The organism is Micromonospora sp. NPDC049903 (assembly GCF_044460945.1).
GTDB lineage: Bacteria > Actinomycetota > Actinomycetes > Mycobacteriales > Micromonosporaceae > Micromonospora.
Window position 1 is genome coordinate 175,335 of record NZ_JBITKL010000007.1, and the last position, 18,521, is coordinate 193,855.

Annotated in this window: 18 protein-coding genes; 11 read left to right on the top strand and 7 right to left on the bottom strand. The window is 72.1% G+C overall.

Translation table 11 applies throughout. The features are described from left to right. Window positions 1–2: 2 nt before the first annotated feature. On the bottom strand, window positions 3–1,220 hold the full coding sequence (locus tag ACIBO1_RS14635; RefSeq protein ID WP_396745894.1) for an ROK family protein: 1,218 nt from the start codon (window positions 1,218–1,220) through the stop codon (window positions 3–5). 211 nt (window positions 1,221–1,431) lie between these two features. Between ACIBO1_RS14635 and ACIBO1_RS14640 the strand changes: the two genes are divergently transcribed. Genes ACIBO1_RS14640 through ACIBO1_RS14650 form a run of 3 tightly spaced genes read left to right on the top strand, consistent with a single transcriptional unit; the run spans window position 1,432 to window position 5,080 of the window. Next, window positions 1,432–3,096 (top strand): extracellular solute-binding protein, encoded by a 1,665-nt coding sequence (locus tag ACIBO1_RS14640; protein ID WP_396745897.1) that lies wholly within the window; start codon window positions 1,432–1,434, stop codon window positions 3,094–3,096. After that, on the top strand, window positions 3,093–4,100 hold the full coding sequence (locus ACIBO1_RS14645; RefSeq protein ID WP_396745900.1) for an ABC transporter permease: 1,008 nt from the start codon (window positions 3,093–3,095) through the stop codon (window positions 4,098–4,100). The genes ACIBO1_RS14640 and ACIBO1_RS14645 overlap by 4 nt, the downstream gene beginning before the upstream one ends. Continuing rightward, entirely contained in the window at window positions 4,097–5,080 is a 984-nt protein-coding gene (locus ACIBO1_RS14650) for a carbohydrate ABC transporter permease (protein ID WP_396745903.1), read from the top strand. Before ACIBO1_RS14645 ends, ACIBO1_RS14650 begins: the two co-directional genes overlap by 4 nt. A gap of 109 nt (window positions 5,081–5,189) precedes the next feature. Here the strand turns inward: ACIBO1_RS14650 and ACIBO1_RS14655 are convergent, their stop codons facing one another. After that, on the bottom strand, window positions 5,190–7,532 hold the full coding sequence (locus ACIBO1_RS14655) for a TIM-barrel domain-containing protein (RefSeq protein WP_396745906.1): 2,343 nt from the start codon (window positions 7,530–7,532) through the stop codon (window positions 5,190–5,192). 162 nt (window positions 7,533–7,694) lie between these two features. On the opposite strand from ACIBO1_RS14655, the gene ACIBO1_RS14660 reads away from it, so the two are divergent. The 4 genes from ACIBO1_RS14660 to ACIBO1_RS14675 all read left to right on the top strand — a co-directional run bounded on the left by ACIBO1_RS14660 (window position 7,695) and on the right by ACIBO1_RS14675 (window position 11,473). Further along, window positions 7,695–9,698, top strand: a complete 2,004-nt coding sequence (locus ACIBO1_RS14660; RefSeq protein ID WP_396745909.1) for a beta-galactosidase — start codon at window positions 7,695–7,697, stop codon at window positions 9,696–9,698. Window positions 9,699–9,879: 181 nt separating this feature from the next. Then, window positions 9,880–10,347: a DUF1992 domain-containing protein gene (locus tag ACIBO1_RS14665; RefSeq protein WP_396746141.1), complete on the top strand. Its 468-nt coding sequence runs from the start codon at window positions 9,880–9,882 to the stop codon at window positions 10,345–10,347. A gap of 97 nt (window positions 10,348–10,444) precedes the next feature. After that, window positions 10,445–10,720 carry a putative quinol monooxygenase gene (locus ACIBO1_RS14670; protein WP_396745912.1) on the top strand — a complete coding sequence of 92 codons (276 nt, stop codon included), beginning with the start codon at window positions 10,445–10,447 and terminating at the stop codon, window positions 10,718–10,720. A gap of 60 nt (window positions 10,721–10,780) precedes the next feature. After that, window positions 10,781–11,473, top strand: coding sequence for a class I SAM-dependent methyltransferase (locus tag ACIBO1_RS14675; protein ID WP_396745915.1), 693 nt, complete (start codon window positions 10,781–10,783; stop codon window positions 11,471–11,473). Window positions 11,474–11,704: 231 nt separating this feature from the next. On the opposite strand, the gene ACIBO1_RS14680 is transcribed toward ACIBO1_RS14675, so the two are convergent. The 3 genes from ACIBO1_RS14680 to ACIBO1_RS14690 form a co-directional block, all read right to left on the bottom strand. After that, window positions 11,705–12,172: an HNH endonuclease gene (locus ACIBO1_RS14680; protein ID WP_396745918.1), complete on the bottom strand. Its 468-nt coding sequence runs from the start codon at window positions 12,170–12,172 to the stop codon at window positions 11,705–11,707. Between the two features lie 58 nt (window positions 12,173–12,230). Next, a complete protein-coding gene (locus ACIBO1_RS14685; RefSeq protein ID WP_396745921.1) occupies window positions 12,231–13,013 on the bottom strand; it encodes an FkbM family methyltransferase in 783 nt (260 codons plus the stop codon). A gap of 90 nt (window positions 13,014–13,103) precedes the next feature. Next, window positions 13,104–13,907 carry an alpha/beta fold hydrolase gene (locus tag ACIBO1_RS14690; protein ID WP_396745924.1) on the bottom strand — a complete coding sequence of 268 codons (804 nt, stop codon included), beginning with the start codon at window positions 13,905–13,907 and terminating at the stop codon, window positions 13,104–13,106. Between the two features lie 72 nt (window positions 13,908–13,979). On the opposite strand from ACIBO1_RS14690, the gene ACIBO1_RS14695 reads away from it, so the two are divergent. The 4 genes from ACIBO1_RS14695 to ACIBO1_RS14710 all read left to right on the top strand — a co-directional run bounded on the left by ACIBO1_RS14695 (window position 13,980) and on the right by ACIBO1_RS14710 (window position 16,811). Then, window positions 13,980–14,639 (top strand): winged helix-turn-helix transcriptional regulator, encoded by a 660-nt coding sequence (locus ACIBO1_RS14695; RefSeq protein ID WP_396745927.1) that lies wholly within the window; start codon window positions 13,980–13,982, stop codon window positions 14,637–14,639. A gap of 101 nt (window positions 14,640–14,740) precedes the next feature. Beyond that, window positions 14,741–15,166 carry an Hsp20/alpha crystallin family protein gene (locus ACIBO1_RS14700; RefSeq protein WP_396745930.1) on the top strand — a complete coding sequence of 142 codons (426 nt, stop codon included), beginning with the start codon at window positions 14,741–14,743 and terminating at the stop codon, window positions 15,164–15,166. 132 nt (window positions 15,167–15,298) lie between these two features. Further along, complete coding sequence (locus tag ACIBO1_RS14705; RefSeq protein ID WP_396745933.1) at window positions 15,299–16,297, top strand: tyrosine-type recombinase/integrase; 999 nt, start codon at window positions 15,299–15,301, stop codon at window positions 16,295–16,297. Between the two features lie 106 nt (window positions 16,298–16,403). Further along, entirely contained in the window at window positions 16,404–16,811 is a 408-nt protein-coding gene (locus ACIBO1_RS14710; RefSeq protein WP_350694927.1) for a hypothetical protein, read from the top strand. Here ACIBO1_RS14710 and ACIBO1_RS14715 read toward each other — a convergent pair whose 3' ends face one another. Continuing rightward, window positions 16,812–17,510: an ABC transporter ATP-binding protein gene (locus tag ACIBO1_RS14715; RefSeq protein ID WP_396745936.1), complete on the bottom strand. Its 699-nt coding sequence runs from the start codon at window positions 17,508–17,510 to the stop codon at window positions 16,812–16,814. Further along, window positions 17,507–18,475 carry an ABC transporter ATP-binding protein gene (locus tag ACIBO1_RS14720; protein WP_396745939.1) on the bottom strand — a complete coding sequence of 323 codons (969 nt, stop codon included), beginning with the start codon at window positions 18,473–18,475 and terminating at the stop codon, window positions 17,507–17,509. Before ACIBO1_RS14720 ends, ACIBO1_RS14715 begins: the two co-directional genes overlap by 4 nt. Window positions 18,476–18,521: the final 46 nt, after the last annotated feature.

The window sequence follows — 18,521 nt, forward strand, 5'->3', positions numbered from 1 at the left end:
GGTCAACGGGTCGGCAAGCGTCCCGCCTCGACGGCGGCCAGGGCTGCGGTGGCCCCGCCGAGCGCCGCGGCGGTGTCCAGGGTGGAGGCGTCGAGCCGTACGCCGCCGGCGCCGGGGGCGTGGGCCCGCGCGGCGAGTTCCGACCGGGCCGCCGGCAGCAGCCAGGGCGCCAGGGTGGCGAAGTGGTCGCCGAGGACCACCGCCTCCGGGTTGAGCAGGTCGGCCAGGACGGCCACGCCACGACCGAGGTGCCGGCCGGTCTCGGCCAGGCCGTTGCAGACCGTGGGGTCGTCCTGGCGGGCCAGCGCCACGATCCGGGTCAGCTCGGGCAGGTAGTCGGTGACCGGGCCGTCGGCCTCGGCGTCGGGCAGCAGTCGGCGTACCACGGCGGGCAGCCCGACCAGCGTGGTCAGGCAGCCCCGGGCGCCGCAGTCGCAGGGCGGCCCGGCCGGGTCCACGGGCAGGTGGCCGATGCCGCCGGCGAAGCCGCGTCCGCCGCGCAGCAGCCGCCCGGCGACGATGATGCCGGCGCCGACGGTGATGCCGCCGCTGAGGTGCACCAGGTCGGCGGTGCCCGCGTACGCGCCGTGGCGCTGTTCGGCCAGGGCCGCGAGGTTGGCGACGCTGTCCACGCCGACGGTGAAGGCTGGCTCCCGCAGGGCCGCGCGCAGGTCGGCGGCGACCGGCACGTCCCGCCAGCCGAGGGCGTCGGCCAGCGGGACCGCCCCGGCGGGGTCGACCAGCCCGGGCACCCCGACGGTGAGGCCGAGCATGGTGCGGCCCTGTGCGGTGACCCGCCCGATGGCGCGGCGGGCCAGGGCGGTCAGCGCGCGCAGCGTCTCGGCGGGGGAGACCGTGTCGGCGGCGAAGGCCCGCCGCCAGGTGAGCAGCCGGTTGCCGCCGAGGTCGATGGCGACCGCCACCAGTTCGTCGGCGCCGAGTTGCAGGCCGAGGGCGGCGTACGGTTCGCCGTCGAGCACCAGCATGGTGGCGGGGCGGCCGACCCGGTTCTCGGTGAGGCCGGTCTCGCGGACCAGCCGCTGGTCGATCAGCTCGGTGACGAGACTGGAGACGGTGGCCTTGTTCAGGCCGGTGCGGGCGGCGATGTCGGCGCGGGAGCAGGGGGCGTGCAGGCGGACGTGCCGCAGGACCACCGCGCGGTTGGCGACCCGCACGTCACCGAGGTCGGTCGGCTGCGGTTCGTTCTGGATGCTGATCACGATCTGCCCGCTCCCTGCGCCGGTGTCGTGGCGCGCGCGTCCATCATCGCGTACCGCGGTGGCGGGACCGACCACGCCGTCCGGGCCGCCGGCACGCCCTGTCTTGTGGGACGGGATAGCCGTCGATTAGTTTGTTCGGCTAGAACCCCAACTAATCCTAGCCGGAGTCCTCCGCTCCGCAAACCGTTATCGACGACGAAGGGAGTGCGCCGTGACGCCTTCTGCGCGCACATCCACCGACCGCCGGACCATGCTGCGGCTGATCGGCCTCGGCGCCGCCGCGACCATGGGCGGCGGCGCCCTGGCCGGTTGCAGCAAGGAAGCCGGGAGCCAGGGCAGCGCCACCAGCGCCGACGCCATCAAGGCGGTGCTGCCCACCTACCAGCGGGCCGAGTTGCTCAAGCCGGACATCCCCGGTGAGGGCCCGATCCCGGACGGCTACCTCAGCTACCCCCGCGAGCTCGTCGACGCGGTCACCGAGCAGCCCGGCCGGGGTGGTCCGCCGATCCAGACGATGAGCCCGTGGTGGGGTCCGACCCCGCCCCCGCTGGGCCGCAACTCCTACCTGGCCGCGGTCAACGGCAAGCTCGGCGTGGAGGTCAACCCCAGCCTGCAGGACGGCCTGACCTACGCCGACAAGCTCAACGCCATGCTCGGCGCCCGCGACGTGCCGGAGCTGCTGTCCGCGCCGAACTGGGAGGTGGACAAGGTCGCCCGGTTCTCCGACGCGGTCAAGGCGTTGTTCACCGACCTGACCGACCACCTCCAGGGCGACAACGCGGCGAAGTACCCGTACCTGGCGGCGCTGCCCAGCGGCGCCTGGGAGTACTCGGTCTGGGCCGGCCGGCTCTACGCCGTGCCGTTCCCCACCGACGGCCCGTTCGCGTGGGCCATGTTCTATCGCAAGGACCTGCTCGGCGCCGCCGGCCTGGCCACCCCCACCAGCCCCGACGAGCTGTACGAGTTCGGCAAGAAGGCCACCGACCCGGCCAAGGGCGTGTGGGCCTTCGGCAGCGTCTTCGAGATGATCCAGCAGTACTTCGGCTGCCACCAGACCTGGCGCAAGAAGCCCGACGGCGGCCTGCAGCACAAGTTCGAGGACCCGGCCTTCGAGGCGGCGCTGGCGTTCACCGCACGGCTGTTCGCCGAGGGGCTGGTGCACCCGGACACGGTGGCCAGCAAGGGCGCCGACGAGAAGCAGCTGTTCAACTCCGGCAAGATCCTGATGTACCGCGACGGTCTCGGCGCCTGGCAGGGCATGCAGAGCGAACGGGTCAAGGAACTGCCCACCTTCGACATGCAGCCGCTGCCGGTCTTCGGCGCGCAGGGCGCCCAGCCGGTCATCTGGGGCAGTGAGAAGCCGATCTTCTACACCTTCCTCAAGAAGGACCTGCCCGCCGAGCGCGTCGACGAGCTGCTGCGGGTGCTCAACTGGTGTGCCGCCCCGTTCGGCAGCCGGGAGTTCGAGCTGCGCGAGTACGGCGTGGAGGGGCAGCACTTCACCCGGGGCGCCGACGGCACGCCGACGCTGACCGAGCGGGGGCGTACCGAGCTGGGCGCGCAGTACACCCACATCGGCGGTCGGGTGCCGGTCAAGGTACGCAGCGGTGACACGCCCAACTTCGTGCAGGACTACCTGGGCTACTACCGCACCAACATCGCCTCGATCGAGAAGGACCTGTTCGCCGGGATCAAGCTGGAACTGCCGGCGAACTGGTCGAAGATCATCCAGCCGACCGACGACAAGGTCCGCGACATCCTGCGCGGTCGACGCCCGGTCAGCGACCTGGCCCAGGTACGCAAGGAGTTCCTCGACACCGGCGGCGAGGAGGGCCGCGCGTTCCACGAGAAGGCGCTCGCCGACAACGGCCGATGAGCGCCCCCGGCACCGTCGAGGAGCGACCACCCACCGGGCGTACGCCGCCACCGCGGCGTCCCCGGCGCGGTGGGCGGCGCAGCCTGCGGGCCCGGCTGCGCCGCGACTGGCCGCTGCTGGCGATGGCCGCTCCGGCGGCCCTGCTGCTGCTGGTCTTCCACTACCTGCCCACGCTGGGCAACGTCATCGCCTTCCAGGACTACAACCCGTTCGTCGGCGACGACCCGCTGGACGCGTTCCTCAACAGCGAGTGGATCGGCTTCGGCAACTTCGAGGCGCTCTTCCGCGACCCGCTGTTCTGGGACGCGGTCCGCAACACGCTGAGCATCACCGCCTTCCAGTTGGTGTTCTTCTTCCCGCTGCCGATCCTGCTGGCGCTCATCCTCAACAGCGTGGTCTCCGGGCGGCTGCGCGGCTTCGTGCAGAGCGTCGTCTATCTGCCGCACTTCTTCAGCTGGGTGCTGGTGGTGACGTTCTTCGTGCAGATGTTCGGCGGCGCCGGACTGCTCGCCCAGGAGATGCGCCAGGCCGGCATGCAGCCCTGGGAGATCATGACCAACCCGGACACGTTCATCGTGCTGGTCACCGCCGAGGCGGTCTGGAAGGACCTCGGGTGGGGCGCGATCGTCTTCCTGGCCGCGCTCTCCGCGATCGACCAGAACCTGTACGAGGCGGCGGCGGCCGACGGCGCCGGGCGGTGGCGGCGGCTGTGGCACATCACCCTGCCCGGCCTGCGTCCGGTGATCGTGCTGCTGCTCATCATGCGGCTCGGCGACGCGCTCTCGGTCGGCTTCGAGCAGTTCATCCTGCAACGTGAGGCGGTCGGCCGGGAGGCCGCCGAGGTGCTCGACACCTTCGTCTACTACCAGGCGATCAGTACCCAGCAGTGGGGACTCGGCGCCGCGGCGGGCCTGTTCAAGGCGGTGGTCGGCCTGGCGCTGATCATCACCGCGAACAAGGTCGCGCACCGGCTCGGCGAGCAGGGGGTGTACGCGAAATCATGACCGCGCAGCTCAGTGGTGCCGGGCCGGTGCCCGCGGCACCGACAACGGCGGGACCACCCGCGCCACCGCCTCGGCGACGTCCCGCCGGTCGTCCGGTGTGGGCGGGCCACCCCTCGACGTCCCTGACCATCGGCAAGGGGGTCGTGCTCACGCTGCTGGTCGCGGCGGTGCTGGTGCCGCTCTGGGCGGTGCTGGTCACCAGCCTCGCCTCGCGCGGCACCATCGACGACGCCGGCGGCATGGTGATCATCCCCCGGGAGATCGACCCGTCGGCGTACATCACCATCTTCAGCGGCGGCGACGTCACCCAGGCGGTGTGGATCAGCACCCTGGTCACCGTGCTCGGCACCACGGTCAGCCTGCTGCTCACCGTGCTGGCCGCGTACGGGCTGTCCCGGCCGGGTTCGGTGGGCCACCGTGGGCTGCTGTTCTACTTCCTGCTGACGTTCCTGATCTTCCCGGGGCTGGTGCCGAGCTACCTGGTGGTGACCGGGCTGGGCCTCAAGGACAGCATCTGGTCGCTGATCCTGCCCAGCGCGATCAGCGTGTTCAACCTGGTGGTGATCCGCGCGTTCTTCATGAACGTGCCGGCCGAACTGCTCGACAGCGCCCGCATCGACGGCGCGGGGGAGCTGCGCATCCTCACCCGGATCGTGCTGCCGCTGTCCAAGGCGGTGATCGCCGTGGTCGGGCTCTTCTACGCGGTCGGCTACTGGAACGCGTACTTCAACGCGGTGCTCTACATCGACTCCAACGACAAGTTCCCGATCCAGCGGGTGTTGCAGAGCTACATCCTGGCCGGACAGTCACCGAACGTCTCCGGCGCGTCGGTGAGCCTGCCCGGCGTGACGGCGTATCCGCCGACGCTCGCGGTCAAGATGGCCGTGGTGATCGTGACGGTCATCCCCGCCGTGATCATCTATCCGTTCGTGCAGCGGCACTTCACCAAGGGTGTCATCACCGGTGCGGTGAAGGGCTGACCGGGCGCGGTGCGGCGTCGCCCGGCAGGGGCCGGACCCGGGTGGGTCCGGCCCCGTCCCGCGTGACGCCCGACTCCGTCCAGCCGGGCGCCACGCGCGACGGTCGGCCCTAGGCGGGGAACAACCCCGCGAAGGGCACGACGGTCACCGCCGCACCGTTGAGCAGTGACCGGGCCGGCAGGTCGGACTCGCCGACCCCGGCGAAGGCCAACCGCCCCACCAGCAGCGGCCCTCGCGTCCTGATCCGCAACTCGTCGCCGTCGCGGAACGCCTCGATGACGGTGTCGCCGTCGACGTCGTGCACCACCGTCCGCCCCTCGACGGCACCCCAACTGACCAGCGTGACATCGCGGAACGGCCGGTCGCCGACGGTCGGGTGCGGCGCGACCAGCGGCAGCAGCGTGCCGTGGCGTACGTACAGCGGGGTGCGCGACAGCGGCACGGTGACCCGCAGGTGCCGCCCACCCGGGTGCTGCTCGCCGGTGGCCGCGTCGATCCAGTCGTCCCCGACCGGCAGATAGACGTCACGCTGCCCGGTCGGGTCCAGCACCGGCGCCACCAGCAGGTCGGTGCCGAGGCGGTACTGCAGGTCGGTGGTCCAGGCCGTCGGGTCCTGCGGCGTGTCGACCAGCAGGGCGCGCATCATCGGCGCGCCGGTACGGGCGGCCTGCACCGCCGCCGACCACAGGTACGGCATGAGCCGGTAGCGCAGCCGCAGCGCCTGCACCGCCAGCCGTTCGGTCTCGGCCGGGAAGTCCCAGGGCAGCCGGCTGGTGGTGCCGTGCAGCCGCAGCAGCGGCGACAACGCCCCGAACTGCGACCAGCGGACGTATAGATCCGGTTCCGGGGTGCCGTGGAAACCACCGGTGTCGTGGCTCCAGAACGGCACCCCGGACAGGCCGTGCGACAACCCGCCGCGCAGCGTGCTGGCCAGCGCCGGCCAGGTCGCGTTGACGTCGCCGCTCCACTGTGCGCTGTGCCGCTGCCCACCCAGGTACGACGAGCGCGCCCACACCGCCCGGTGACCCGCCACCTCCTCGGTGACCTGGGCGACCACGTCGTTGAAGAGCAGGCTGTAGACGTTGTGCAGCTCGACGCCGGTCATCCCGTTGTGGGCCACCGCGTCGGCCGGCACCCCTTCGGCGAAGTCGGTCTTGAACACCGCCACGCCCTGTTCCAGCAGGGGCCGCAGCAGGCCGGTGAACCAGTCGACGGCGGCGGGGTTGGTCAGGTCCACGATGGCGCTGACCGGGTAGCTACCGTGCCACACGTCTGCGACGTACGTGCCGCCGTCGGGGCGGCGCAGGAAGTAGCCGGCGCGCTCCGCCTCGGCGTACAGCGGGCTGCCGGTCATCAGGTACGGGTTCATCCAGAGGCAGACCCGGAAGCCCTGCTCGCCGAGGGTCCGCAGCATCCCGGCCGGGTCGGGGAACGCCTCGGCGTCCCAGCGCAGGTCCGACCAGTTCCCGGCGACCTGCCAGTAGCAGTCCAGGTGCAGCACGTCGCAGGGGATGTCGCGCTCACGGATGCGCCGTGCCCGCTCCAGCACCTTCTCCTGGCTGTCCGGATAGAAGCCAGAGGAGATCCAGGCGCCGAACGCCCAGCGGGGCGGCAGGTACGGCCGACCGGTGAGCCGGTCGAATCGGTCCAGCACCTCGACGGGGGTCGGCCCGGCCAGCACGTAGTAGTCCAGCAGGTCGTCGGGGACCAGGATCTGGACCGTGCTGTGGGTGGACTGGCAGACGTCGAACTGCACCGGCAGGCCGCTGTCGACGAGCAGCCCGTAGCCCCGGTTGGACAGATAGAACGGCACGTTCTTGTGTGACCGGTCGGACTCGCTGCCGAAGGCGTCGAAGTTCCACATCAACGCCCGCTGGCCGCGTTTGTCCAGCGGGGTGAACTTTTCCCCGAAGCCGACGAAGCGTTCGTCGCCGGGCGCGGCGAAGCTCTCGTGCCAGGCGACGTGGACCCCGTCGACGGTGGAGCGGCCGAAGGGCAGCGTGCGCCGCCGGCCGCTGATGTCGACCGTGCCGGGGTCCTGTTCCAGCAGGACGGTGCCGTCGGGGCGCAGGAACCGGATCCGCCACGGGTCGAGCCGGATCTCGGCGACGACGGCTCCGGCGTCGACGCGTACCCACCGGTCGTCGGCGGTCACGGTGGCCGGCCGCGCCTGCGGGCGGACCAGCGTCGCCGCGCGCGCGGAGCGGGTCCGGGCCTGGGGGTCCTCGGCGAGCCGGACCCGGATCACGCCGTCACCGGCGGCCTCCACCCGGACCACCGCCGTCACCCCGTCGGCCAGCGCCGCCTTGAAGGTGGCCCCGGACGTGTCGCCGCCGACGAACTCGGCCCGTCCCACCACCGCGGTCCCACCCTCGCCGGGGGAGCGGGCGGGCAGGTCGGGCGGGTCGGCCACGAACGTCTCGTACGGCACCAACGGCGGTCGGTACGGCATCGGCTCTCCTCGACGAGGGTACGGCGGTGCGGATAGTTTCTTTAACTACCCAACGAACTGTCAACGAGGATCATCGATGTCGAAACTATCGGTGTCGTTGACATGGGCAAACCGCCTCCATAGTTTGGACGGATCATCAACTAATCCGACGGATGGTGGGCGATGTGGCACGACGGTCGACTCTGCTACGGCGGTGACTACAACCCGGAGCAGTGGTCGGCGGAGGTCTGGGCCGAGGACGTCGCGCTGATGCGCCGGGCCCGGGTCAACCTGGTCACCGTCGGCGTGTTCGCCTGGTCCCGCCTCGAGCCGGCCCCCGGCCGGTACACCTTCGACTGGCTCGACCAGGTCCTCGACCTGCTGCACGACGGCGGCATCCGGGTCGCCCTGGCCACCCCCACCGCCTCCCCGCCACCCTGGTTCTCCCTCGCCCACCCGGGCGCGCTGCCGGTCACCGCCGACGGGGTCCGCCTGCACCACGGCAGCCGCGACACCTACTGCGCCGCCGCCCCCGCCTACCGCTCCGCCGCCCGCCGCATCACCGCCGCCCTCGCCGACCGGTACGCCCACCACCCGGCCGTGGCGCTGTGGCGGGTGCACAACGAGTACGGCACCACCTGCCACTGCGAGCACACCGCCCGGGCCTTCCGGCGCTGGCTGGCCGGGCGCTACGGCGACCTGGCCGCCCTCAACGACGCCTGGGTCACCGGCTTCTGGAGCCAGCACTACTCCGACTGGGCGCAGATCAGCACGCCCCGCGCCACCCAGTACCTGGGCAACCCCGGCCACCTGCTGGACTTCCGCCGCTTCTGGTCGGACACCCTGCTCGCCGCCTACGCCGAACAGCGGGACCTGCTGCGCGCCGCCGCCCCGCAGACCCCGATCACCACCAACTACGTGCTCGGCGACTGGGTGCCGGTCGACCACGCCCGCTGGGCCCGCGAGGTGGACCTGGTCGCCGTCGACCACTACCCGTCGGCCGTCGACGGCGGCGCCGAGGAGCAGACCGCGCTCGTCGGCGACCTGGCCCGGGGCTGGGCCCGGCACGCCGCCGTCGACCGTGGTACCCCGACGCCGCCCTGGTTGTTGATGGAGAGCGCCGCCCAGCAGATCCACACCACCGGCCGGTCGCACACCAAGGAGCCGGGACGGATGCTGCGCCACAGCCTGGCGCACGTGGCGCGCGGCTCGCACGGCGCGATGTTCTTCCAGTGGCGGGCGTCCGCCGGTGGCGCCGAACGGTTCCACTCCGCCCTGGTGCCGCACGCCGGCCCGGACAGCCGGGCGTTCCGTGAGGCGGTCGAGCTCGGCGCGGCGCTGGAACGGCTCACCGAGGTACGCGGCCGGGTCGAGGCGTCCGTGGCGTTGGCCGTCGACGCCCCGAGCGCCTGGGCGCTGCGCCACCCGGGCCTGCCCTCCACCCGACTCGACCACCAGCAGGAACTCGCCGCCGCCCACCGCGCCCTGTGGCACACCGGCCACGGCTGCGACACGGTCGCGCCCGGTGACCCCCTCGACGGGTACCGGCTGCTCGTCCTGCCCGCGCTCTATCTGATCGACGACGCCACCGTCGAGTGGATCAGCGAGTACGTCCACCGGGGCGGTCATCTGCTCGCCACGTACCTCAGCGGCACCGCCGACGAGTACGCGCGGGTCCGGCTCGGCGGCTACCCGGGCGCGTTGCGCGACGTGCTCGGCGTACGGGTGGAGGAGTTCCACCCGTACGCCGAGGGCGACCATGTGCGCCTCGGCGACGGCGGCACCGGCCGGATCTGGGCCGAGACCGTCCACCTGACCGGCGCGGAGACGGTCACCGCGTACGTCGGCGGGCTGCTCGACGGGTCACCGGCGGTCACCCGGCACCGCCACGGCACCGGCACCGCCTGGTACGTCTCCACCCGCCCCGACGACGCCACCTACCGCCGGCTGCTCGACACCGCCGCCCGCGCCGCCGGAGTCACCCCGGTCTGCCCGGACGCACCCGCCGGGGTCGAGGCGGTCCGTCGCCTCGGTGACGGGGTGAGCTGGCTGTTCCTGCTCAACCACACCGACCGCGCGCAGCGCGTACCGGCCTGCGGCCGGGACCTGCTCACCGACGCCGAGGTCGACGAGGCGGTGACCCTGGCACCCGGCGGGGTGGCCGTGCTGCGCGAGGGCCACCGGTAGCGCCCGGGGGAAAAGACGACGACCCGGTCGATGTGGGCACGGACCTCGACGGTGGTGGTGTCTGAGTCGAGGTCGGCCAGGTCCAGCCCGGCGAACCCGGGCGTCCGGATCGTCGTCGGACCGGCCGTCCGGTGGTTCGCGTTACCGTGGGAGGAACGGGGAGGTGGAACGCGTGGACAGGATGTGGGAGGCGTCGGTCGAGGCGCAGATCCGCTCGGCGCAGGAACGCGGGGAGTTCGACGACCTGCCCGGCGCGGGCAGGCCGATCCCGGGCCGGGGACTGCCCTACGACGAGTCCTGGTGGATCAAGAGCTTCATGGAGCGCGAGAAGCTCCCCACCGACCTGCTGCTACCCACCCCGTTGCTGCTGCGCCGCCGCATCGAACGCCTACCGGACGAGGTCCGCGATCTACCGACCGAGCAGGCCGTACGCTCCTGCGTCGCAGACCTGAACGCCGAGGTGATGGCCTGGCTGCGCAACCCGTCCGGCCCTCGGGTCGTGGTGCGCCCGGTCGACGCCGACGCCGTGGTGTCGACGTGGCGTGCCGCGCGTCGGGCCGCCACCACCCCGGTGGCACCCGTCGTCGCCCCGAGGCCGCCCGCGCCCCGGTGGTCCTGGTTCCCGTTCCGCCGACGACGCGCCGCCTGAGCGGTCCGGGTCGGCCGGGGATGTCGTAGCCGGACAGTACGGTCGGTTCTCCGTCGGCATCCGGGAGGCAGCGATCGTGTTCGGTTACAACGGCTCCATGAGGACCAGGCCCGGCCACCGGGACGAGGTCGCGGCGATCCTGCTCGACGGTGTCGAGGGTCTGCGGGCGGCGGGGTGCCACCTCTATGTCGTCGGCGTCTCCGACACCGATCCGGACCTCGTGGTCGTCAACGAGGTCTGGCAGAGCCGCGAACACCACGCCCGCTCGCTTCAACTCCCGGAGACCAAGGCGGCGATCGCGCGGGCCATGCCCCTGCTCACCGGCGAGTTCACCGGTCAGGAGACGACCGTCCGGGGCGGTCTGGGTCTCTGACCCGTGCCGGTGTCCCGATTCGGTTTGCGGCCCGCGCCACGACCCGGGCAAGCTTCCCGGATGTCCGCAGCCCACGCGTATCACGACCAGGCCGGTGACGTCTTCGCGGCGCACGCCGCTGACAGTCCGCACAATGCCTACACGGACCGGCCGGCCATGCTGACGCTCGCCGGCGACGTCGCCGGTCTCCGGGTCCTGGACGCCGGCTGCGGTGGCGGCCACTATGCGGCCGAGTTGGTCGCCCGGGGGGCCGAGGTGGTGGCGGTGGACGGCAGCGCCACGCTGGTCGAGCACGCCCGGGCCGTGCTCGGCGATCGCGCCGACGTCCGACAGCACGACTTGGACGCCCCGCTGGAGTTCGCGGCCGACGCGTCGTTCGACGGAGTCGTCTGCGCGCTGGTCCTGCACCACCTGACCAACCGGGCCCGGTTCCTCGCAGAGGTGCGGCGAGTGCTGCGCCCGGGCGGTTGGTTCCTGCTGTCGACGACACATCCGGCGTCGGACTGGAGGTACTACGGCGGATCGTACTTCGACGAGAGCTGGGTCGAGTTCCCGATGGCCGACGGGATCAGCATGCGCTTGCAGCGGATGACCCTTGAGTCTCTGGTGACCGAGGTACTCGACGCCGGGTTCGTGCTGGAGCGGCTGGTCGAGCCGAGGGCGGTCGAGACGCTGCGCGCCGTCGACCCGGAGCGCTACGAGCGGCTGACCGAGCGCCCGAGCTTCGTAGCCCTGCGCCTGCGCCGCCCCTGACGACGCTCACGGCAGCAATCCCGGGGGAGCCTCGACGCGCTCTCGGCTATCTCTTCATCCGGCCCATGGCGGACCAGCGAGTATTTATTGAATTACCGATAACGCCAATCAAATAAATACTCGCCACAAAACGGACATAGCGGTGGTGCATCATAATGACTGTTAATGTGCGTAAGGACTTACGCTGGTGTAGTCGACGGACTTCGCCGCCTGGTCAGGGCTCTCGGGGCGTCAGGAGGGCGTCGGCCGGTACGTCGCTCGGGCTGCGGCGACCTCGGCGGCCTGGCGTTCGCGCCAGCGCTTCTGCGCCTCGCGGTTGCAGGTCCGGCAGACTCGTCGGAGGCGGCCCGTCGCCGGCTCGATCTCCCGCTCATGCCCGTTGCGGCACAGCGGGGCCTGGCGGCGTTCTCGGCAGGTGTCCGCGTGGCTGAGTTGGCGCAGGTGCGTCGGCTCGATGCAGTCCGGCACCCCACAGCCGTGGTGGATCTCGAGAGTGGGGTCGTAGTCGCCGACGAAGACCACGTAGGCCGCGATGTGTGCCCAGGCCCGGCCCGCCAGCTTCTGGTACACGCCCCGCCGGGTGCCGTAGCCACGGACGACGAGGCATCCGTTGTCAGTTCGTGTCGAGCGGCTCAGCAGGTACGCCCGCAGCGTGTCCTCGGTGAAGTGTCGGGACAGGCCGGTGATCTGGGACAGCACCCGGTCAGGGTACGGCGGCGGTCACCAGCGGAGGACCGGCGAACGGCGGGTCGGGGTGTCAGCGGGAAGGCGACGGCACGCAGTAGACGTCGCCGGAGTTGGCCTCGTGCGGCAGCGCGGTCAGGTACGCCGCCATCTCCTCGGCGGTGGCCCAGCGGCCGAGCTTCAGCTCCTTGTGGTCGCCGAGCGCGACGTCGAAGCCGCCGAAGCCGAGCGTGGTCAGCCGGTCCAGGCAGCGCAGCGCCACTTCGCGTTCGATCGTGGTGAACTCGAACGACAGCGCGGGCAGCGTTGCGCTCAGTCCGGCCAGTACGGCGTCCTCGAAGCCCTCCACATCGATCTTGGCGAAGGCCGGTGTGCCGTGTTCGGCGATGAGGGCGTCCACGGTGGTGACCGGGACCTCGATCTGACCGTCCCAGGTCTGCCCCTCCCAGCCGCCGGCCCCGGCCGCCGCGCTGACGAAGTCGGTGGAGGCGGTGGAGACGGTGGGGTTGGCGGAGTTGACCAGGAAACCGATCCGGCCCGGTTGCGCCCCGCAGGCCGCCTCGACCAGGGTGACCTGGTCGTCGTCGGCGTAGATGGTGCGCAGCGCCCGCAGGCACAACGGCTGCGGCTCGACCGCGACCACCCGGGCGCCGAGGCGGCGGAAGCTGCCGATGTGGTCGCCGACGTGGGAGCCGATGTCGAAGACCAGGTCGCCGGGGCGGACGAAGCGGGCGTAGAAGGCGTCCATCGCCGCGTCCCGTCCGGGGTCGCCGTAGTAGACCTCCAGCGACCGGCGCAGCCCGGCGGTCGCCGGGTCGGCCTTGAGCGCCTCGACCGCAGCGGTGTGTGTACCCATCGCAGCACCCTAACCCGCCCGACTGGCCGAGGTGGCTCGGCTCGACGACGCCCGTCACCCGGTGTGACCTCAGGGTGCCGAGAAGACGGGTCAGCCGGCGAAGAACGTGGTGAGGAGGGGACCGAGTACGGCCGGATCGGCGACGTGGCCCTCGACCGGGAAGGTGTGCCGCCGGGCGTCGGGCAGTGCGGCGGCGGCCGCGTCTGCCGCCGCGCCGAAGAAGTCGACGGGAAGTCCGGCCATCTGCGGGTCGACCGTGACGCCGGTCGTCAGGAGCACCGGCTGCCGCACCATCGCGAGACGGTGTGTGGGTGGCGGGCCGTCGCCGAGGCATGCCGCGTCGTAGCGCAACGTCGGTGCCAGCGCACGGAGCGCGGGCCACACCGGGGCGGCTTGCGCGCCCGCGATGTCCTGCTCGGAGGAGCCGGCGAGCCGCATGAACAGCGTGAGCGCCTGATCGCGGTCGCCGGCGTCGAGCGCGGCCTCAAGCTCGCGCCGGTACGCCCGCCAAGTGGCGATCATCGCATCGTCCACCTGGTACGGCACCTCGTGGACGGCGATCCGGTCGACCGGGAGTCCGGCGGCGGCCGCTTCGAGCGCGAGCGCTCCTCCGCTCGACGCGCCGAACAGGTGCGCGCGGCCTCCGGCGGCGTCGATCACCGCCGCGAGATCCTCGACCTCCCGTTCGACGGCGTAGGGCCGGCCGTCGCCGCTGTCGCCTCGGCCACGTCTCCGGTAGTTCACGACGCGGAAGCCGGTGGCCAGGTGCTCGCCCAGCGGTCGGTTCTCCGTGCCGTCGTCCAGGCCGCCCCCGACGAGCACCAGCGCAGGCCCGTCGTCACCGAGCCGGTCGTAGCCGATCGACGTGCCGTCGGCTGAGTACACATGCGGCATGCCGCACCCCCTCGATCAGTGTCACTCCTAAAGTAGGAGTAACTGGTGTCGAATGCAAGGTACGATCTGCGGATGCGGAGCTACCTGGACCTGTGCGGCATCGCCAGAGCGCTCGACGTGGTCGGTGAACGCTGGGCGCTGCTGGTGGTCCGTGAGCTGCTGTTCGGCCCCAAGCGGTTCACGGACCTGCACCGTGGACTGCCCGGCATGAGTCAGAACGTGCTGACCCAGCGACTGCGCGAGCTGGAGGAGACCGGCGTGTTGGCGCGACATCGCGCGCTGCCCCCGGCGACCGGGCTGATCTATGAGCTCACCGACCGCGGTCGCGCACTCGAACCGGTCCTGCTGGCGTTGGGGAACTGGGGCAGTCGACTGTCGCCACAGCCGGACTCGGCCGAGGAACTCAGCCCGGACGCGCTCGCCCTGGCGCTTCGCACCACCTTCGACGCCGCCGCGATGGGATCGGTGCGCGGCACCGTCACGCTCCGGCTGCCCGGCGACGCGTTCCTCCTCACCGTCGGCGAAGGCGGACTGGAGGCGATCCGGCGGGAGGCACCTGCCGATGCCACCCTGACCGCCACCGCGCGCACCGTGCAGGACCTGGTGTTCGACCGACGCGAGCTCGACGAGGCCGTCCGCAGCGGAGCCGCAAGCGCCGAGGGAGACCTGCGGCTGTTGCGCCGCCTGCTGGCCGCCTTCGACGACCACCGCGAAACCCCGCGCAGGAGTTGACGATGCGCGCCCGGCGCGCTAAATAAGAAGACAGCAAGTTGAGTCGCCAAGGCTCAACTACTTCCGAAACCTTCGGCGCAGAGGAACCGAGGAGGCACGTGATGCTGATGCGCACCGACCCGTTCCGTGAGATCGACCGGCTCGCCGAGCAGTTCTTCGGCACCACCAGCCGCCCGGCGGTCATGCACATGGACGCCTACCGCGACGGCGACCACTTCTACGCCGCCTTCGACCTGCCGGGAGTGGACCCGGACAGCATCGACTGCACCGTCCAGCGCAACGTCCTGACCGTCCGGGCCGAGCGTCGCCGGCCCGCCGGGGACACCGTCGAACTCGTCGCCGCCGAGCGCCCGATGGGGGTGTTCAGTCGGCAGCTCTTCCTCGGCGACACGCTCGACACGGACAGGCTGGAGGCCGGGTACGAGAACGGCGTGTTGACGCTGCGGATCCCGGTGGCCGAGCGGGCCAAGCCGCGCAAGGTCACCGTCAGCGCGACCGGCGACGGTCGGCGGCAGATCAACGCCTGACGCACGCGACGGCCGGGTGGGAGGTGTTCCCGCCCGGCCGTGTGCCGCGACGGTCCGGGACGGCGGTGTGCGATCATGACGCGTCGGCGCGCCTGTTCGTCATCCTGAAACACGACTGAGAACATTTTTCACATGCGTTCGACCGAGACCCCGGTGTTGTACCGCCCGCCGGCCCATCCCGCCCTGCCCGGGGGGCCGATGGCCGTCACCGACGCGTGGTTGCGTAACCGGCGGTTGAGTGAGCACACCCGGGACGCGTACCGGCGGGACGTCGCCGGGTGGCTGAGCTGGTGCGACGCCCGCCACCTGGACCCGCTGCGGGCGAACTTCCTGCACGTCAACGAGTACGCGCGGGCACTGGAGAACACCCTGGCGGCGCGTACCGGGAGGCCGCTGACCCCGGCGACCGTGGCCCGCAAGCTCTCCGCCATGTCCAGCTGGTACGACTTCCTGGTCAAGCTCCAGGCGGTGCACGCCAACCCGGTCTCCGACGCCGACCGGCCCCGGATCGACCGCGACCACTCGGGCACGGTGGGCCTGGCCCCCGACGAGGTGGACGCGCTGCTCGCCGCCGCCGAGACCGACACCGGGCCGACGGCGGCCCGCAACCGCGCCGCCGTCACCCTCCTGGCCGACCTGGGCCTGCGGGTCGGGGAACTGGTCTCCCTGGACGTCGCCGACCTCGGCGCCGAACGCGGACACCGCAGCGTGCGCTTCACCGGCAAGGGCGGCAAGTCACGCCGCCGGGCCCTGACCCCCTCGACCGCGTACGCGGTGGACGCCTACCTGACCCAGCGCGCCGCCGAGCAGGGCGTGGCGGCGCACCAGCTCACCGGTGCACTGCTGGTCACCGCCAGCGGCGCCCGACTGGACCGGCACTCGGTGTTCCGGCTGATCCGGCGACTCGCCCGGGACGCGGGCATCCCGGCCTGGGCGCGACTGTCACCGCACTCGCTGCGGCACGCCTTCGCCACCACCGCCCGCGCCGAGGGCGTACCGCTGGAGGACGTGCAGGACGCGATGGGGCACGCCGACCCGCGCACCACCCGACGCTACGACCGCGACCGGCACAACCTCGACCGCGACCCCGCGTACGCCATCTGGGCCGCCCGGGCCCGCCGCCGCAACTGACCCGGCACCGGACGGCTTTCCGCCCGCCGACGCGCCCGATTCTCTACGGTCGGATGGTGTGGGCGAGGCGCAGCCGTGGAGCAGGCCGGCCCGGCGACGCCACCCGATGCGGGTCGGGCTCGTCTTCGCCGGCGCCGGCGTGGCCCTGTGCTGCATCGGCGTCGCCGGTCTCGGCGCCTGGAACGTGCAGGTCGTGACCCAGGCCGCCGGCCCGGTGCGGGAGACCGCCGAGGGGTTCCTGCGCGAGGTGACCACGGGCGACACCGACAGCGCGTACGAGCGGCTCTGCGCCGACTCGCGTAGTCGGTGGAGCGAGCTGGGCTTCACCAGTTGGGTCCGCACCCCGCCGATCGTGCGCGACTACGAGATCGTCGACGTGTCGGTGGCCACCGACCGGGGCAAGCCCCACGGCACGGTCACCGTCCGGCTGACCCGCGACAGCGGCGCCACCGAGCAGCGTGAGTTGTCGGTGGTGCGGGAGGACGGGTGGCGGGTCTGCGGCGACCCGTACTGATCACACGCCGACCGGCTCGGCCGACTCGACCAACCGGCCGTCGCGCAGCACCAGCACCCGGTCGGCCATCTCCACCAGCGTCGGGTCGTGCGTGGCCACCAGCGCGGTCATCCCGCGCGCGTGCACCAGCGCCCGCAGCAGGTCCATCACCGCCCGGCCGGTCTCCGAGTCCAACTGGCCGGTGGGTTCGTCGGCGATCAGCAGCTCGGGATCGTTGGCCAACGCGCGGGCGATCGCCACCCGCTGCTGCTGCCCACCGGACATCTCGTACGGGCGCTGCGCGGCCTGCCCGCCCAGCCCGACCAGTTCCAGCAGCACCGACACCCGTTCCTCGCGCTGCGCGGCCGGCGTCTTCGCCAGCCGCATCGGCACCCCGACGTTCTCGGCGGCGGAGAGGATCGGGATCAGCCCGAAGGACTGGAAGACGAAACCGACGGTGTCCCGGCGCAGCCGCAGCAACTCCTGCTCACCGGCGGCGGTCACCTCCCGACCGGCCACCCACACCCGTCCGGCCGTGGGCCGGTCCAGCCCGCCGATCAGATTCAGCAACGTGGTCTTGCCGGCACCCGAGCGCCCCCGCACCGCGACCAGCTCACCGCGACCGGCCCGCAACGACACGTCCCGCACCGCGTGGACCACCCGGTCGCCGCTGCCGTAGTCGCGGCACAACCCCTCGACCCGCACCAGGTCCTCGCTCACGTCACGTCCCTCCCGTCGCCTGCGCGGACCTGCACGTGGTCCGGTTCCAGGGTCAGCTTCACCCGGTCCTTGAGCGCCAACGCGTCGACGAACCCGGCGGGCAACTGCATCCGCCCGGCCCGGTCCAGCACCGCGTACTCCTCGGTGACCAGTTCCTCGACGCCGTCGGCGCCGATGCGCGCGGTGCGGTGCACCTCCGAGGCGGTGCGCCCGTCGCGGATCGAAACCGTCCGGCGGACCTGCGTGGCGACCTGCGGGTCGTGCGTGACCACCACCACCGTGACGCCCAACTCGGCGTTGATGGTGCGCAGCGCCCCGAACACCTCCGCCGCCGTCGCCTCGTCCAGCTCACCGGTCGGCTCGTCGGCGAAGAGGACCTCCGGGTCGTTGGCGACCGCCACCGCGACCGCGCACCGCTGCTGCTCACCACCGCTCATCTGCCCCGGCCGGCGGTCTGCGCAGTACCCGACGCCGACCATGTCCAGCAGCTCCGCCGTGCGTCGCCGACCGGCCCGGCCACCCCGACCGGCCAGCCGCATCGGCAGCGCCACGTTCTCCCGCGCCGACAGGTACGGCAGCAGGTTGCGGCTGGTCTGCTGCCACACGAACCCGACGGTGTGCCGCCGGTAGCGCAGCCGTTTGCGGGCCGACATGGTCAACAGGTCGTAGCCGGCGACCCGGGCGATCCCGGCGGTCGGCGTGTCCAGCCCGGACAGGATGTTGAGCACCGTGGACTTGCCGGACCCGGAGGCGCCCACGATCGCCACCAGCTCGCCCCGGTCCACGACCAGGTCGAGCCCCTGCAACGCGACGACCTCCACCCCCTCGCTGGTGAAGATCCGCACCAGGCCGTCGCAGACGATGTGGCCACGCAACCGCTCGGCGCCACCGGCGCGGGCGGCGGCACGCTCCGCCGCCCGCCGCTGCAACGTCGCCAGATCCGGCACGTCCTCCATCAGGGTCATGCCGACTCTCCGCTCCGCTGCGCGCCGCCATGAGACACCAGTCCAT

Excerpts from the sequence above, each read along its gene's own strand:
- ACIBO1_RS14710 (WP_350694927.1), top strand. The coding sequence starts at position 16,404 with ATGCGGGTCGGGCTCGTCTTCGCCGGCGCCGGCGTGGCCCTGTGCTGC.
- ACIBO1_RS14700 (WP_396745930.1), top strand. The coding sequence starts at position 14,741 with ATGCTGATGCGCACCGACCCGTTCCGTGAGATCGACCGGCTCGCCGAG.
- ACIBO1_RS14695 (WP_396745927.1), top strand. The coding sequence starts at position 13,980 with ATGCGGAGCTACCTGGACCTGTGCGGCATCGCCAGAGCGCTCGACGTG.
- ACIBO1_RS14685 (WP_396745921.1), bottom strand. The coding sequence starts at position 13,013 with ATGGGTACACACACCGCTGCGGTCGAGGCGCTCAAGGCCGACCCGGCG.
- ACIBO1_RS14675 (WP_396745915.1), top strand. The coding sequence starts at position 10,781 with ATGTCCGCAGCCCACGCGTATCACGACCAGGCCGGTGACGTCTTCGCG.
- ACIBO1_RS14660 (WP_396745909.1), top strand. The coding sequence starts at position 7,695 with ATGTGGCACGACGGTCGACTCTGCTACGGCGGTGACTACAACCCGGAG.
- ACIBO1_RS14690 (WP_396745924.1), bottom strand. The coding sequence starts at position 13,907 with ATGCCGCATGTGTACTCAGCCGACGGCACGTCGATCGGCTACGACCGG.
- ACIBO1_RS14650 (WP_396745903.1), top strand. The coding sequence starts at position 4,097 with ATGACCGCGCAGCTCAGTGGTGCCGGGCCGGTGCCCGCGGCACCGACA.
- ACIBO1_RS14655 (WP_396745906.1), bottom strand. The coding sequence starts at position 7,532 with ATGCCGTACCGACCGCCGTTGGTGCCGTACGAGACGTTCGTGGCCGAC.
- ACIBO1_RS14720 (WP_396745939.1), bottom strand. The coding sequence starts at position 18,475 with ATGACCCTGATGGAGGACGTGCCGGATCTGGCGACGTTGCAGCGGCGG.
- ACIBO1_RS14670 (WP_396745912.1), top strand. The coding sequence starts at position 10,445 with ATGAGGACCAGGCCCGGCCACCGGGACGAGGTCGCGGCGATCCTGCTC.
- ACIBO1_RS14705 (WP_396745933.1), top strand. The coding sequence starts at position 15,299 with ATGCGTTCGACCGAGACCCCGGTGTTGTACCGCCCGCCGGCCCATCCC.
- ACIBO1_RS14665 (WP_396746141.1), top strand. The coding sequence starts at position 9,880 with ATGTGGGAGGCGTCGGTCGAGGCGCAGATCCGCTCGGCGCAGGAACGC.
- ACIBO1_RS14645 (WP_396745900.1), top strand. The coding sequence starts at position 3,093 with ATGAGCGCCCCCGGCACCGTCGAGGAGCGACCACCCACCGGGCGTACG.